This window comes from Bartonella fuyuanensis, assembly GCF_014197255.1.
Lineage (GTDB): Bacteria > Pseudomonadota > Alphaproteobacteria > Rhizobiales > Rhizobiaceae > Bartonella > Bartonella fuyuanensis.
In genome coordinates, this window is sequence record NZ_JACIFE010000004.1 from 52,388 (window position 1) to 67,743 (window position 15,356).

The 15,356-nt window shown below is 36.4% G+C and carries 10 protein-coding genes; all 10 read left to right on the top strand.

Annotated elements, in window-relative coordinates; translation table 11 throughout:
• The 10 genes from nuoL to mfd all read left to right on the top strand — a co-directional run bounded on the left by nuoL (position 1) and on the right by mfd (position 14,778).
• Positions 1 to 1,971 (top strand): NADH-quinone oxidoreductase subunit L, encoded by a 1,971-nt coding sequence (gene nuoL / locus GGR08_RS03085; RefSeq protein WP_183193930.1) that lies wholly within the window; start codon positions 1 to 3, stop codon positions 1,969 to 1,971.
• Entirely contained in the window at positions 1,968 to 3,437 is a 1,470-nt protein-coding gene (locus GGR08_RS03090; RefSeq protein ID WP_183193968.1) for an NADH-quinone oxidoreductase subunit M, read from the top strand. The genes nuoL and GGR08_RS03090 overlap by 4 nt, the downstream gene beginning before the upstream one ends.
• A 17-nt stretch (positions 3,438 to 3,454) precedes the next feature.
• Positions 3,455 to 4,909 carry an NADH-quinone oxidoreductase subunit NuoN gene (nuoN, locus tag GGR08_RS03095; RefSeq protein WP_183193931.1) on the top strand — a complete coding sequence of 485 codons (1,455 nt, stop codon included), beginning with the start codon at positions 3,455 to 3,457 and terminating at the stop codon, positions 4,907 to 4,909.
• Positions 4,909 to 5,718 carry a biotin--[acetyl-CoA-carboxylase] ligase gene (locus GGR08_RS03100; protein WP_183193932.1) on the top strand — a complete coding sequence of 270 codons (810 nt, stop codon included), beginning with the start codon at positions 4,909 to 4,911 and terminating at the stop codon, positions 5,716 to 5,718. The genes nuoN and GGR08_RS03100 overlap by 1 nt, the downstream gene beginning before the upstream one ends.
• A 48-nt stretch (positions 5,719 to 5,766) precedes the next feature.
• Positions 5,767 to 7,443: a ribonuclease J gene (locus GGR08_RS03105; RefSeq protein WP_183193933.1), complete on the top strand. Its 1,677-nt coding sequence runs from the start codon at positions 5,767 to 5,769 to the stop codon at positions 7,441 to 7,443.
• 202 nt (positions 7,444 to 7,645) lie between these two features.
• The gene (gene proS / locus GGR08_RS03110; protein ID WP_183193934.1) at positions 7,646 to 8,971 is read left to right on the top strand and encodes a proline--tRNA ligase; all 1,326 of its coding nucleotides are present in this window, start codon (positions 7,646 to 7,648) and stop codon (positions 8,969 to 8,971) included.
• Positions 8,972 to 8,982: 11 nt separating this feature from the next.
• The gene (locus GGR08_RS03115; RefSeq protein ID WP_183193935.1) at positions 8,983 to 10,251 is read left to right on the top strand and encodes a lipoprotein-releasing ABC transporter permease subunit; all 1,269 of its coding nucleotides are present in this window, start codon (positions 8,983 to 8,985) and stop codon (positions 10,249 to 10,251) included.
• A complete protein-coding gene (locus GGR08_RS03120) occupies positions 10,251 to 10,931 on the top strand; it encodes an ABC transporter ATP-binding protein (protein ID WP_183193936.1) in 681 nt (226 codons plus the stop codon). Before GGR08_RS03115 ends, GGR08_RS03120 begins: the two co-directional genes overlap by 1 nt.
• Before the next feature lie 53 nt (positions 10,932 to 10,984).
• On the top strand, positions 10,985 to 11,272 hold the full coding sequence (locus GGR08_RS03125; protein ID WP_183193937.1) for an FAD assembly factor SdhE: 288 nt from the start codon (positions 10,985 to 10,987) through the stop codon (positions 11,270 to 11,272).
• 5 nt (positions 11,273 to 11,277) lie between these two features.
• Positions 11,278 to 14,778 (top strand): transcription-repair coupling factor, encoded by a 3,501-nt coding sequence (gene mfd, locus GGR08_RS03130; RefSeq protein WP_183193938.1) that lies wholly within the window; start codon positions 11,278 to 11,280, stop codon positions 14,776 to 14,778.
• Positions 14,779 to 15,356 lie beyond the last annotated feature (578 nt).

Consider the following 15,356-nt stretch of genomic DNA (forward strand, 5'->3'; position numbering starts at 1 on the left):
ATGTATTATTATATGATTGTCTTTCTTCCGCTGTTGGGTTTTTTTATTGCAGCACTAGGTGGGAAAACTATAGGGGATCGTGCGAGTGAATTGATAACATGTAGCTTCATGGTGGTTGTTGCCATGTTATCGTGGGTAGCATTTTTTAGAATTGCACTTGATCATACTCCAGCGGTTGATATAGTGGTATTACATTGGATTACTGTTGGTAACTTGGGCTTTAATTGGGCTTTACATGTTGATACATTAACAGCTGTCATGTTTATTGTTGTAAACACTATTTCGGCATTAGTGCATATTTATTCAATTGGTTATATGCATCATGATCCTTCAAGGTCCCGTTTTTTTTCTTATCTTTCTTTATTTACATTTATGATGCTTATGTTGGTGACCTCCAATAATTTGGTCCAAATGTTTTTTGGATGGGAAGGTGTAGGACTTGCTTCTTATCTTTTAATTGGTTTTTGGTTTCAGCGTGATTCTGCTAATAAGGCTGCAATGAAAGCTTTTGTGGTTAATCGTGTTGGAGACTTTGGTTTTCTTTTAGGAATATTTAGTATTTTTGTTTTATTTCAATCGGTTGATTTTGACTCTATTTTTGCAAAAGCTGTAAACAATAGCTTTATACAGAATATAACATTTTTAGGTTGGCAGTGTGATGGACAGACGGTAATTACCATTACATGTCTTTTATTATTTATTGGTGCAATGGGAAAATCAGCACAATTTCTTTTACATACTTGGCTTCCTGATGCAATGGAGGGACCTACACCTGTATCAGCACTTATTCATGCTGCCACAATGGTAACAGCTGGTGTTTTTATGGTTGCACGTATGTCACCAATTTTTGAACTTTCTTTAACTGCTTTGACCGTGATTATTATTGTTGGAGCAACAACAGCGTTTTTTGCGGCAACTGTGGGGTTGGTGCAGAATGATATTAAGCGTGTTATTGCTTATTCTACATGTTCTCAGCTTGGTTATATGTTTGTTGCATTAGGTGTTGGAGCTTATGGAGCTGCTGTCTTTCATCTTTTTACACACGCTTTTTTTAAAGCTTTATTATTTCTTGGTGCGGGCTCTGTCATTCATGCTGTATCTGATGAGCAAGATATGCGAAAAATGGGCGGGTTACGCAAACATATAAAGGTTACCTATTGGATAATGATGATAGGAACCATTGCATTGACGGGGGTTGGTATTCCAGGAACACTTTTAGGAACTGCTGGTTTTTTCTCGAAAGATGTAATTATAGAGGCTGCTTTTGCGTCCCATAATATTGCTTCAGGGTATGCTTTTTCTCTTCTTGTTTTTGCAGCTTTATTAACAAGCTTTTATTCATGGCGACTTATCTTTATGACATTTCATGGCAAACCTCGGGCAACTGTTGATGTTATGCATCATATACATGAATCTCCTCCGGTGATGTTAATCCCACTTCTTATTTTATCTATTGGGGCGATATTTGCTGGTGTCATTTTTCAACCTTACTTTTTTGGTGATTTATACGATGCTTTTTGGAAAGGAGCATTGTTTACAAGCAGCCATAATCATATTCTTCATGATGCTCACCGTGTCTTTAATTGGGTAAAATGGTTGCCATTTATAGCAATGATTTTTGGATTTATATTAGCCTATTTATTCTATATTTTTTTCCCATCTCTTCCCAAGAAAATGGCTCGTATTATGCCGGGAATGTATCGCTTTCTTTACCAAAAATGGTATTTTGATCAATTATATAACTTTTTATTTGTTCGTCCTAGCTTTAGAATTGGTTCTTTTCTCTGGAAAGTGGGCGATGGTAAAATTATTGATGGTCTAGGTCCAAATGGTATTGCGGCACGTGTTGTTGATATTACAAATAAAGTTGTTCGAATACAGACAGGCTATCTTTATCATTATGCATTTGCGATGCTTATAGGTGTTGCATTACTCATTACATGGATGATGATCGGGGGCATAAATCAATGATTGATTGGCCGATTCTTTCTACGGTTACATTCTTGCCGCTTGTTGGTGTGCTTCTGATTTTGTTTATCAAAGATGATAGTGAAATTGCGCGCTATAATATACGTAATGTCGCATTTTTTACGACTATTTTTGTTTTTATTATTTCTTTAATTATTTGGCTAGGATTTGATTCTACCAATCCAAATTTTCAAATGGTTGAAAAAATCAGTTGGTTAGGGGGAGGCATTAGTTATCATATGGGGGTTGATGGGATTTCTATTCTTTTTGTTGTTCTATCGGCTTTTCTTTTGCCTTTTTGTGTTTTAGCAAGTTGGGAGAATGTTAAGGAAAAATTAAAAGCTTATATGATTGCTTTTCTGCTTCTGGAAGTTGCGATTATTGGAGTTTTTTGTGCTCTTGATGGAATGTTATTTTATGTTTTTTTTGAAGGTAGCCTCATTCCAATGTTTATCATTATAGGTGTATGGGGTGGAGCGCGTCGTGTTTATGCAAGTATCAAGTTTTTTTTATACACTTTACTTGGTTCAGTCCTTATGTTGGTTGCTCTTATGGCTATGTATTGGGAGGTTGGCACACTTGATATACCAACCTTATTAAATCATCAGTTTCCTGCTCATATGCAAATATGGTTATGGTTTGCATTTTTTGCTTCTTTTGCTGTTAAAATGCCGATGTGGCCAGTTCATACTTGGCTTCCCGATGCCCACGTAGAAGCACCGACAGCGGGTTCTGTTATTTTAGCTGGTGTCTTACTCAAATTAGGTGGGTATGGTTTTCTTCGTTTTTCTTTGCCTATGTTTCCTATTGCTTCAGCAGATTTTGCATCTTTGGTTTTCATACTATCGCTTATCGCTATTATTTATACGTCGTTGGTTGCACTTGTTCAAAATGATATAAAAAAGCTTATTGCGTATTCATCGATAGCGCATATGGGGTATGTTACAATGGGCATTTTTTCTGCGAATGAACAGGGTATCCAAGGGGCCATTTATCAGATGCTCTCACATGGAATTGTTTCAGCAGCTTTATTTCTTTGTGTTGGGGTTATTTATGACCGCTTACATACACGTGAAATTGCAGCTTTTGGTGGTTTAGTAAATAACATGCCTAAATATGCTGTTGTTTTCTTGATCTTCACTATGGCAAATGTTGGTTTACCTGGGAGTTCAGGATTCTTAGGTGAATTTTTAACTTTAATAGGTGTTTTCCAAGTAAATAAATTGGTTGTTGTTTTTGCTACAACTGGTGTTATTTTATCAGCTGCCTATGCGCTTTATCTTTATCGGCGTGTGGTTTTTGGTTCTTTGGCTAAAGAGAATTTAAAAGTCCTTATAGATCTCTCTTCAAGAGAAAAATTTATTCTTTATCCAATGGTTATTCTGACAATATTTTTTGGTGTCTATCCAACCCCTATTTTTAAAACCGCGGCGTTTTCTGTAGAAGCCATCATCAATAAACTGCATTAGATAAGGCAAAAATGTACATGCAAAATGAAATGATAGCGCAATTGGTCTTAATTCTTCCAGAGCTTTTAATAGCACTCGGGGGGGTAGTATTGCTTTTAGTTGGTATTTATCCTAATGCGCGTTCCTCTTTAACTATAACGGGGCTGGTCATTGCTCTTTTTATTGCAACCATTGTTATGATTATCATTTTTCCGAAGACTGGTTTATTTCAAACCAATGCGCTCATTATTGATTCTTTTGGTTGTTATATGAAAATCTTAACGCTTATTGGTGCTCTTTTTTCTCTTATTATATCTGTTGGTTTTAATAGTTCTCAAAAGCTTGATATATTTGAATTTCCTGTGCTTATTCTTTTCGCAACCCTTGGTATGATGCTGATGATTTCAGCAGGAAATATGCTGTCACTTTATATGGGATTGGAATTACAGTCCTTAGCTTTATATGTCCTTGCTGCGATTAATCGCGATAATGTAAAATCTTCTGAAGCTGGTATAAAATATTTCGTTTTAGGAGCGTTGTCTTCAGGATTATTACTTTATGGTATTTCTTTGCTTTATGGTTTTACTGGTCAGATTGGTTTTCACGAAATTGCTATTGCTTTGAAAGGTAAAACTCTCCAATTGGGGGTTATTTTTGCAATCGTTTTTATTTTAGCTGGTTTGGCTTTCAAAATTTCTGCAGTTCCATTTCATATGTGGACCCCTGATGTTTATGAAGGATCACCCACACCTATTACAGCATTTTTTGCTGGTGCTCCTAAAATTGCTGCCATGGCACTCATTATTCGTCTTATGGTTATGACCTTTATTCCACTCAGTGGTTCTGGTAACTCTATGCCTGCATGGCAGCAAATTTTGGTGTTCATGGCACTTGCGTCAATGATATTTGGTGCATTTGCTGCAATTGGTCAGAGCAATATTAAACGTCTGATGGCTTATTCATCAATTGGTCATATGGGGTATGCGCTTGTTGGTTTAGCTGCCGGAGATATGGTTGGGATAAAAAGTGTTATTCTTTATATGGTTATTTATCTTGGAATGACACTCGGTTCATTTGCTTTTATTCTTGGAATGCGTTCTAGTAATGGGAGTGTTGAGAATATTTATGATCTTTCAGGTCTCATCAAGACAAATCCATTTATGGCTGTCGTGATGACGATACAGCTTTTTTCTTTAGCAAGCATACCGCCTATGGCAGGTTTTTTTGGGAAATGGTATACATTTTCTGCTGCTGTCCATGCGGGACTTACGCCGCTTGCTGTTGTTGGGATGATAGCTTCTGTTGTTGGGGCTTTTTACTATTTACGAATCATTAAAATTATGTGGTTTGATGATGCGAAAATACATTTCGTTTCTTTATCGAATGAGATTCAATTTTGTCTCGGTCTTTCTGCATTATTTATTTTATTTTACACACTTTTAGGAGTTTGGTTCGCTGAGTTAGCAGAAAAAGCAGCAGCGGCATTGTTTTAATGAATATGGTTTATATTTTATCAGATTTTGCACAAAAACAGGGATACACTGTTGAATCATACGGGATTGTTGATTCAACTAATCTCATTGCGCAACGAAAAGCCCAAACTGGCCATAAAGGTTATCTTTGGATTGTTGCACAAGAACAATTACAAGGAAGAGCAAGAAGAGGGAGAGTTTGGTTTAGTCCAAAAGGGAATCTTTATTCTAGCCTTTTGTTAATTGATGGTATTGTCCGTCAAACAGCTGCCCAACTTGGTTTTGTTGCTGGTGTGAGTGTAATAGAAGCAATAAAACAATTTATAAAAGATGAAAAGCAAATAAATAATATTGTGAGCTTAAAATGGCCAAATGATATTTTGCTCAAAGGTGCGAAAAGCTCTGGCGTTTTGCTCGAGATTTTTAAATTACCATCCCAACAATATGCATTGGTTATTGGTGTTGGAGTCAATGTGAAATATAATTATGAAAATGCACCTTATTCTACTTCAAGCTTAAAGCATATTGGTTTGCATATTGAAGCAGAACAGTTGTTTACAGTTTTGACAGAGTGTTTCTCTAAAAATTTCCTTCTTTGGAAACAACCAAAAGGATGTGAAATCATTCGAAAAAAATGGCTTTTATATTCTGCTCACCTTGGAAAACATGTTAAAGTAGTGAATGATGAAAAAATCATTCAGGGTTTTTTTGATGGTCTTGATAATGATTTTAACTGCCTCATAAAACAAAAAAATGGTCAGACAGCCATTATAACAGCTGGAGATATTCATTTTGGTTCGGTTGCTTCTATTAATGCAGATCGTTATTGAAAAAAATTATTTCACCATCAGATTACCTTAATGATTTGGGAGATATTTATGGTTGCAGCCAATGAGAATGAATTTGTTTTCTTACCTCTTGGAGGAGTCGGTGAAATAGGGATGAATCTAGCCGCTTATGGGTTTGGGCCACAAAATTTTCGTGAATGGCTGCTCATTGATATGGGGGTCAGTTTTTCTGGTCCTGAATTGCCAGGAGTAGATCTTGTTTTGCCTGATATCCGTTTTTTAGAAAATGAAAAACATAATGTGCGTGGTCTTGTTTTGACGCATGCTCATGAAGATCATTATGGGGCTGTTCTTGATTTATGGCCAAAGTTACAAATTCCAATTTACTGTACATCCTTTACGGCAGGATTATTGGAAACTAAAAAACAATCAGATTTTGAATTTCATAAAATTTTACTCAATATTTTTCAAGCTGGTGATTGTTTTCAGGTAGGCTCTTTTACTGTAGAGGCTATTGCTGTTAACCATTCAATACCAGAATCTGTTTCTTTGGCAATTACAACGTCTTTGGGGACTGTGGTCCATACTGGTGATTGGAAAATTGATCATACCCCTTCATTAGGAGCTGTAACAGATGAAAAAAGATTTCGTGCTTTAGGCAATAAAGGCGTTTTAGCATTGCTTTGTGATTCTACAAATGCATGTCGAGATGGTTTATCTCCATCCGAGCTGCAGGTTCAAACTAGTCTTTCTGAGATTATTGCAAAAGCTGAAGGGCGCGTTGCGATAGCAACGTTTGCTTCTAATATTGGTCGGATACGCTCTATTGCTCTTGCCGCTGAAGCTTCTGGACGTAAGGTGCTTGTCATTGGACGTTCTCTTAAACGAAGCATTATGGTTGCACAAGAGCTTGGTTATATGGATGGTTTAGCTCCATTTGTCACAGAAGATGACTATAGTTACATTCCGCGAAAAGATCTTGTTTTAATTGTCACCGGAAGTCAAGGTGAGCCGTGTGCTGCTTTAACTAAATTGTCACGGAATGGAATGAAGAATATTGTACTTTCTGCTGGTGATACAGTTATTTATTCATCACGAAATATTCCAGGGAACGAAAAAGCAATTATTGAAGTGCAAAATCATTTCATTGATTTGGGTCTTGAAATCATTACGAATGAAGATGCACTTGTTCATGTTTCAGGTCATCCCTATCGTTCAGAACTTTTACAGATGTATGATTGGATAAAGCCACAGATCCTTGTCCCTGTCCATGGAGAAGCAATGCATCTTAAGGCTCAGGCGGCTTTAGCATGTCAAGCAGGTATTAAAACTGTTACGGATATCAGAAACGGCTATATGTTACGTCTTGCACCGGAGCCTGTAAAAGTTATTGATCAAGTTTCTGTTGGTCGTATCTATAAGGATGGTTGCCTCATTGGGGATGAAGATGAATTAGGGATTCGTGAACGTCGCAAACTAAGCTATGCTGGTTATATTACTATTTCTCTCCATCTAAATCATAAGTATGAATTGTTAGGGGATATAGGTCTAACAACATTCGGCCTACCTCTCAATAATAGCAAAGGGGAAAATTTAAAAACTATTCTTTTAGATATTATAGAAAGTACAGTTTATAATATTTCACGCATGAAACAGAAAAATAAAGAACTAATTCGAGAGGCAACACGACGTGCAGTGAGAGCAGCTGTTCATGAAATCTGGCAAAAAAAACCTATTTGTACAGTTTTTTTACATCAGTCAAAATAAATAACCTTTATATTACATTCTTTAAAAAGAGAAAAGCATTTTTACGTTATTGCTAAATAAGAAAAATAGAGAGTAGAGCATAATAAATTTTAAAACAGTAAGATCATTATATTTGCAAGTATTCAGAATGCCGCTATAGATGAACAGAGGGGGCGTTAAATTGTTCCAATATGGTAGATCAGATTAGGAGTTAATTATTTCAATGCGTCTTTCGCAATATTTTCTCCCACTTTTAAAAGAAAATCCTAAAGAAGCAGAAATAGTTTCTCATCGCTTTATGTTGCGTGCTGGGATGATTCGACAACAAACCTCAGGGATTTATTCTTGGCTTCCTTTGGGGAAGAAAGTGCTTGATAAAGTTTGTAGAATTATTCGTGAGGAACAAGAACGCGCTGGTGCAATAGAAATATTGATGCCTACAATCCAAACCGCTGATCTTTGGCGTGAAAGCGGTCGTTATGATGATTATGGTTTGGAAATGCTCCGCATTAAAGATCGTCAAAAGCGTGATTTACTTTATGGTCCAACCAACGAAGAAATGGTGACAGAGATTTTTCGTTCCTATGTTCGTTCTTATAAAGATCTTCCACTTAATTTGTATCAACTTCAATGGAAATTTCGTGATGAAATTCGCCCACGTTTCGGTGTGATGCGGGCACGTGAATTTTTAATGAAAGATGCTTATTCTTTTGATCTTGATTATGAAGGCGCTAAAGCATCTTATAATCGTATGTTTGTGGCTTATTTACGCACTTTTTCTCGTCTTGGCTTAAAAGCAATTCCCATGCGTGCAGATACAGGTCCAATTGGGGGAGAACTCAGTCATGAATTTATCATTTTGGCTGAAACGGGAGAGAGTGCTATCTTTTGTGATAGAAATTTTTTTGAACTTACTATTCCCCACAGTTTAATCGATTTTGGTGATAAAGCTGTTTTGGATGATATTGTTAAACAGTGGACGTCTTTTTATGCAGCGACAGAGGAAATGCATAATGAAGAAGAGTGGGCTAAAATTTCTGAGAATAATCGTCTTTCAGCGCGTGGTATTGAAGTTGGGCATATTTTTCATTTTGGCACTAAATATTCTACTCCAATGAGAGCAAAAGTTATGGGACAAGATGGAAAGGAGCATGTAGTCTCTATGGGATCTTATGGTATTGGACTTACGCGTCTTGTTGCCGCTGCTATTGAGGCTTCTCATGATGAAAATGGTATTATTTGGCCAAAGTCGATGGCACCATTCGATTTCGGGATTATTAATATGAAATCCGATGATGAAAAATGTATACAGACATGTGAACTTCTCTATCAGGGATTAAAGGATGCTGGTTTTGATCCATTATTAGACGATAGAAATGAACGTCCTGGATCAAAATTTGCAACGATGGATTTGATTGGCTTGCCAACGCAAATTATTGTTGGTCCTAACGGTATTGCACAAAATGAAGTTGAAATTAAAGATCGAAAGACAGGTGTAAAAAAATCTTTAAAGGTTAAAGATGTCCTCAGCCAACTTTCTATAATTTAATAGGAAATGTCATGAAGAGGCTGAAAAATAAAAGGCTTTTATCTTATGAATGGATGATCGCTTTTCGTTATATGATCCCCAATAAAAAACATATCGTAGCATCTGTTATTTCAATTATTTCTCTTATTGGGATTATGTTGGGAGTATTTGCTCTAGTTGTTGTTATGGCGGTTATGAATGGTTTTCGTACAGAACTTCTCAATCGTATTCTTGGTATGAATGGACACCTTATTGTTCAAACAATTGATTCTGGTTTTTCTGATTATGAAACTCTTATTTCTTCTTTAGAAGCTACAAATGGTGTAAAATTTGCTTTGCCTGTTATTGAAGGTCAAGCACTTGTTCAAGGTATAGCTCAAGGAGGATCGGGTGCTTTAGTACGCGGTATGCGCAAACAAGATTTAGAAAAGCTTAAAACAGTATCTCAAAATATTAAATTAGGATCGATTTCTCAGTTTGATAAAGAAGAAGGTGTTGCAATTGGCAGTGGTTTAGCTGAGAAATTGGGACTTACCGTGGGAAGAGATCTTCGTATTATTACGCCAGATGGTGATGAGACTCCTTTTGGCATTACCCCGCGTGTAAAAACTTATAAAGTCGTTGCTATTTTTGAAATTGGTATGTCTGAATATGATTCAATATTCATCTTTATGCCTCTTCATGAAGCACAAATGTTTTTTAATTTAGGAGATAAAGTTCAGTCTTTAGAGTTGTTTCTAAATAATCCTGATTCGGTTGATCAAATAAGGCCTGTTATAGAAAAAGCAGTCGATCAACAGATTTATTTAATTGATTGGCGCACACGCAATCAGGCTTTTTTTTCAGCTTTACAGATTGAACGAAATGTTATGTTTTTCATTCTTTCTCTGATTATTCTTGTGGCTGCTTTAAATATCATTTCAGGCTTGATTATGCTTGTAAAAGATAAAAGTCATGATATTGCAATTTTACGCACGATGGGTGCTCAACAGAGTGCGATTTTGCGTATATTTATCATCACAGGAATGATGATTGGTTTTATTGGAACGATATTAGGCTTAATTTTAGGTGTTATTGCAACCACGAATATTAATCATATCCAAGATTTTGTATCTTGGTTATTTAATGTCGATGTTTTTAATCCTCAACTTTATTTTTTAACAAAATTGCCTGCACAAATTGACTGGAAACAGACTATCTTGGTTGCTGTTATGGCTTTATTCTTGTCATTTCTTGCTGCTCTCATTCCGGCATGGCGGGCTGCTAAGCTAGATCCGGTACAAGCCTTGAGGTATGAATAATGACAGCTATTTTAGAGCTTGTAGAGATTGAAAGACATTTTTTTGAGAATGATAAGCCGCTTATTGTTTTAAATAAAGCGAATTTTATCCTTAATCGTGGAGAGCTTGTCGCACTTGTTGCACCATCTGGTGCTGGAAAATCAACACTTCTTCATATTGCTGGATTATTAGAAAAACCAACATCTGGTGATGTGATGTTACGGGGTGTTTCTTGTGCGAAGTGCTCTGATAGTGAGCGAACAACTATAAGACGAAATGATATTGGTTTTGTCTATCAATTTCATCATTTGCTTCCAGAGTTTACTGCTTTAGAAAATGTTATGATACCACAAATGATAGCAGGATTAAAAAAATCCATAGCAGAAGATCGTGCGTGTAAATTATTAACGTATCTGCGTGTTTCTCATCGTGCTAACCATCGACCATCAGAATTATCAGGAGGAGAACAACAGCGCGTTGCTATTGCCCGTGCAGTTGCAAATGGCCCTTCGGTTCTTTTGGCTGATGAACCTACAGGAAATCTTGATCCTGTAACTTCAGCTTATGTCTTTCAAGCCTTATCTGCCCTTGTTCGTCAGTCTGGTCTTTCTGCTCTTATCGCAACACATAATTACACTTTGGCTAAGCAAATGCATCGTAGAATTACACTTAAAGAACAAAAAATTATAGAGCTTCCTTAAGGGAAATATAAAGATTTTATATTTTATTATAACTTTGTTCAAGGAGATTTTTTATGACAATTTTTGTCGTTGACAAAGATCTATTGGATGTGCGTCGTCGCCGGTTGATTTTTCGTGCATGGCGTCGTGGTATTCGTGAAATGGATCTTATTTTGGGACATTTTGTAGATGCTCATATTGTTGAGATGAATGATAAAACACTCTCTGAACTTGAGTATATTATGTCTTTTGATGATCGTGATTTACTCACATGGATTACCGGAGAAATTTTACCACCATCTGAAGTTGATAGTACACTTTTTCGTGATATTGCCAATTACCGTCCTTACTTAAGTTATTGATCTCGATGCCTATATTAAAGAAAATTATTATTCCCAAAAACAGTTCTGGTCATATAACGTTTAATGGTGTTTCTGATGGATTTGAAGCTTTTGCGCTTGCTGAATTGAGTTCAGAAATTGCACGCGGTAAACCACTCATCTATGTTGTCCGTGACGGAACAAAAATTGCACATTTACAACAAGTTTTAAATTTTATTGAACCCAATTTGCCTGTACTTCCATTTCCTGCGTGGGATTGTTTGCCTTATGATCGCGTATCACCAGGAATAGCTGTTATGGCACATCGACTATCAGCGTTGGCACGTATAGCAAATTTACGTCAAAATCCACATCCTGCAATTATATTAACAACAGCAAATGCAATTATGCAAAAGTTGCCCCCTCGTGAAATGATAGAATCTCAGCTCATTCACTTACATATTGGTCAACGCAATAGCATGAGGAATCTAATTCAATTCTTAGAAACCAACGGTTTTGAACACGTTACAGTTGTCCGTGATGTTGGTGAGTTTGCTGTAAGAGGAGGCATACTTGATATTTTTTCTCCTATGGATGTTGAGCCTTTACGTCTTGATTTTTTTGGAGATACTCTAGAAAGCATCCGCGTATTTGATCCAGAAACTCAAAGAACAACACGCCAAACAACTGAAATTTTATTACAAGCAATGAGTGAAGTTGTTCTTACACCAGAATGCATTAACCGTTTTAAAAGCAATTATATCCAAACATTCGGTATATCACAAAAAAACAACATGCTTTATGAAGCAATTGCTCAAGGTCGGCGTTTTTCCGGTATGGAACATTGGCTTCCATTTTTTTATGAAAACCTTGATACTTTTTTTGATCATTGTGGCAACTTACCACTTGTTTTTGAGCATCTCATAGAGGAAGTCTTCATTGAACGCTATCGTCTTATTGAAGACTATTATAATGCGCGCAAAGAGCGCGAAAATGATAAAGAAAATTCTATTTCTTATCATCCAGTAGACCCTCGACTTCTCTATTTAACGCCAAAGCGTTTTTTAGAATATGTGCAACAATATTCACAGCGGATTGATTTTTCGCCTTTTAATATTCCACAAAGTTCGGAACAAACAGTTATTCACGTCAATATTAAACTGGGCTATGATTTTGTAAAAGAACGTAATGCGCAGGAAAAAAATGTTTTTTCAAGTGTTATTGATTACATTTCATCTTTACGTGCTGCTGGTAAAAAAGTGCTTTTAGCGTGTTGGAGTGAAGGGTCTTTGCATCGTTTGCTACAAGTTCTCAACGAGCATGGATTAAAAAAAATAGATGTTGTAAAATCTTTACAAACTGTCAAAGCAACACCAAGAGATCGCATATTAGCGGCTGTTCTCATGATAGAACATGGTTTTGAATCTGAAGATTTGGCTATTATAGCAGAGCAAGATATCCTTGGTGATCGTTTTATAAGATCGCCAAAGCGGCGTAAGAGCAATACAAATTTTATTTCTGAAATTTCTGCTTTAAATTCTGGTGATATTGTTGTGCATGTCGATCACGGTATTGGTCAATTTGTAGGCCTTAAAACCATTACAACCACTGGAATTTTACGAGATTGCCTTGAAATTAAATACGCTGGAGGTGATCGACTCTTTTTACCCGTTGAAAATATTGAGCTTCTCTCACGTTATGGCTCAGAAGGAATAGAGGTAACTTTAGATAAATTAGGAGGGGGAGCATGGCAAGCACGTAAAGCTCGACTTAAAAAACATTTATTAGAAATGGCAGGGCAATTAATCCGTATAGCTGCAGAGCGCATGACCCGTGCTGCACCTGCTTTATTCCCACCAGTTGAACCTTTTGATGAGTTTGTTGCTTGCTTTCCCTATGAAGAAACCGAAGATCAAATTAATGCAATTGATGCTGTTTTAAATGATTTAGCATCAGGAAAGCCGATGGATCGCTTGATATGCGGTGATGTTGGTTTTGGAAAAACCGAAGTAGCCATTCGAAGTGCTTTTGTTGCTGCATTAAATGGATATCAAGTGGCTGTCGTTGTCCCAACAACTTTGCTTTCACGTCAACATTACAAGACATTTATTTCGCGTTTTCAAGGATTACCGATTAAAATTGGTCATGTTTCAAGGCTTGTGAAAACGAAAGAACTTGCACAAGTTAAAAAGGGTATTTCAGATGGTACAATTGATATTGTTATTGGAACCCATGCATTATTAAGTGATGCAGTTAATTTTTCACGGTTAGGTCTTCTTATCATTGATGAAGAACAACATTTTGGGGTCAAACATAAAGAGCGTTTAAAAGAACTTAAAAGCGATATTCATGTTCTCACACTTTCAGCGACTCCCATACCACGAACTTTAGGATTGGCATTATCGGGAGTCCGTGAGCTTTCATTAATAACGACTCCACCTATTGATAGAATGGCGGTTCGCACTTTTATTTTATCTTTTGATGCACTTGTTATACGCGAAACATTGCTTCGAGAATATTATCGTGGTGGTCAAAGCTTTTATGTTTGTCCTCGTATTTCTGATTTGGCTTTTGTAGAAGAATATCTCAAAACAAATGTGCCAGAACTCAAAATCGTTGTGGCTCATGGACAAATGCCGGCTGGACAACTTGATGATATTATGAATGCATTTTACGATGGGCAATATGATGTTTTGTTATCGACAACCATTATTGAATCTGGTCTGGATATTCCAACAGCTAATACATTAATTGTGCATCGCGCTGAGATGTTTGGTCTTTCTGCACTCTATCAGTTACGAGGGAGGGTAGGGCGCTCAAAACAACGTGCCTATGCACTTTTTACATTTCCTTCGGGTAAAGTTTTAACGCCTGCAGCTGATCGTCGTCTTAAAGTATTACAATCCCTTGATACCCTGGGAGCTGGATTTCAATTGGCAAGTCACGATATGGATATTCGTGGTTCAGGCAATTTTTTAGGTGAGGAACAATCGGGACATATCAAAGAAGTTGGATTTGAACTCTATCAAAAAATGCTTGAAGAAGCTGTTGCTGAATTAAAAGATGGAGAGCTAAATGAGGATAGGCAATGGTCACCTCAAATTTCACTTGGTACAACCGTGATGATCCCAGAAAGTTTTGTACCTGACTTATCATTACGTATGGGGCTTTACCGACGCTTGACAGAACTTGAGAATTTAGACCAGATTAATGAATTCGCAGCAGAGCTAATTGATCGCTTTGGTCCCTTACCCCTTGAAGTTCAACATATCCTTAAAGTTTTTCATATCAAAACGTTGTGTCGAAAAGCCCATGTAGAAAAATTAGATGCTGGACCAAAAGGTATTGTTATACAGTTTCGCAATAATTATTTCGTCGATAGTCTTGCTCTTGTTGAGTGGGTGGGAAAACAAGGTTCAATGGCAAAAATTCGTCCAGACCAAAGTATTGCTCTTATTCGAGATTGGGTTAGCGTTGATGACAGACTTATTGAAGCAGCAACGATTATGACACAACTTGTAGAAATGGCACAACAACATCCTGTTTAAAGTAGTTTTTCTACTTTTCAACACATTCCTTATTTTTATAAGATTATTCTATATAAATATCTGTTTGTTGTTTTTTATAAAAATAAAATTTAATTTTATAATGAAATAATCTCTTCTGTATTTGTTATAATACGTATTGATATAATTAAGAAAATAACTTAGGCGTTAGAAGCGCAATAGAAAGAGTTTACACATAGAAGTTTTCTGTAATTTCTCTAAAAAGACAAAATTTAGGTTAAAATAAGATATCTTCTTCATTACAAAAATTGCTAACAATGGTTTTTTGTTACTCCCCTTAATATATGGCGTAAAAAACGCTCATGCTGAGTTTAGCTTAACTGAGCTATCGCTTTCTAGTTTAACGCTTGACGAGAAATATAAGCGTATTAAAGCAAGGCTACAAGTTATTAAAAAGAGATTGAAATTTATTGAAAAGACATTCGCTGATTTAATGCTTTCGCCAATACGCTCTCATAATATAGAACATTATAGACTTCTACAAGAACACAGCGACCTTAATGGAGAGCGTTATAAGCTTTTTTCAAAACCAAGTGATTTAGCGCAAGAAACGGAAAATT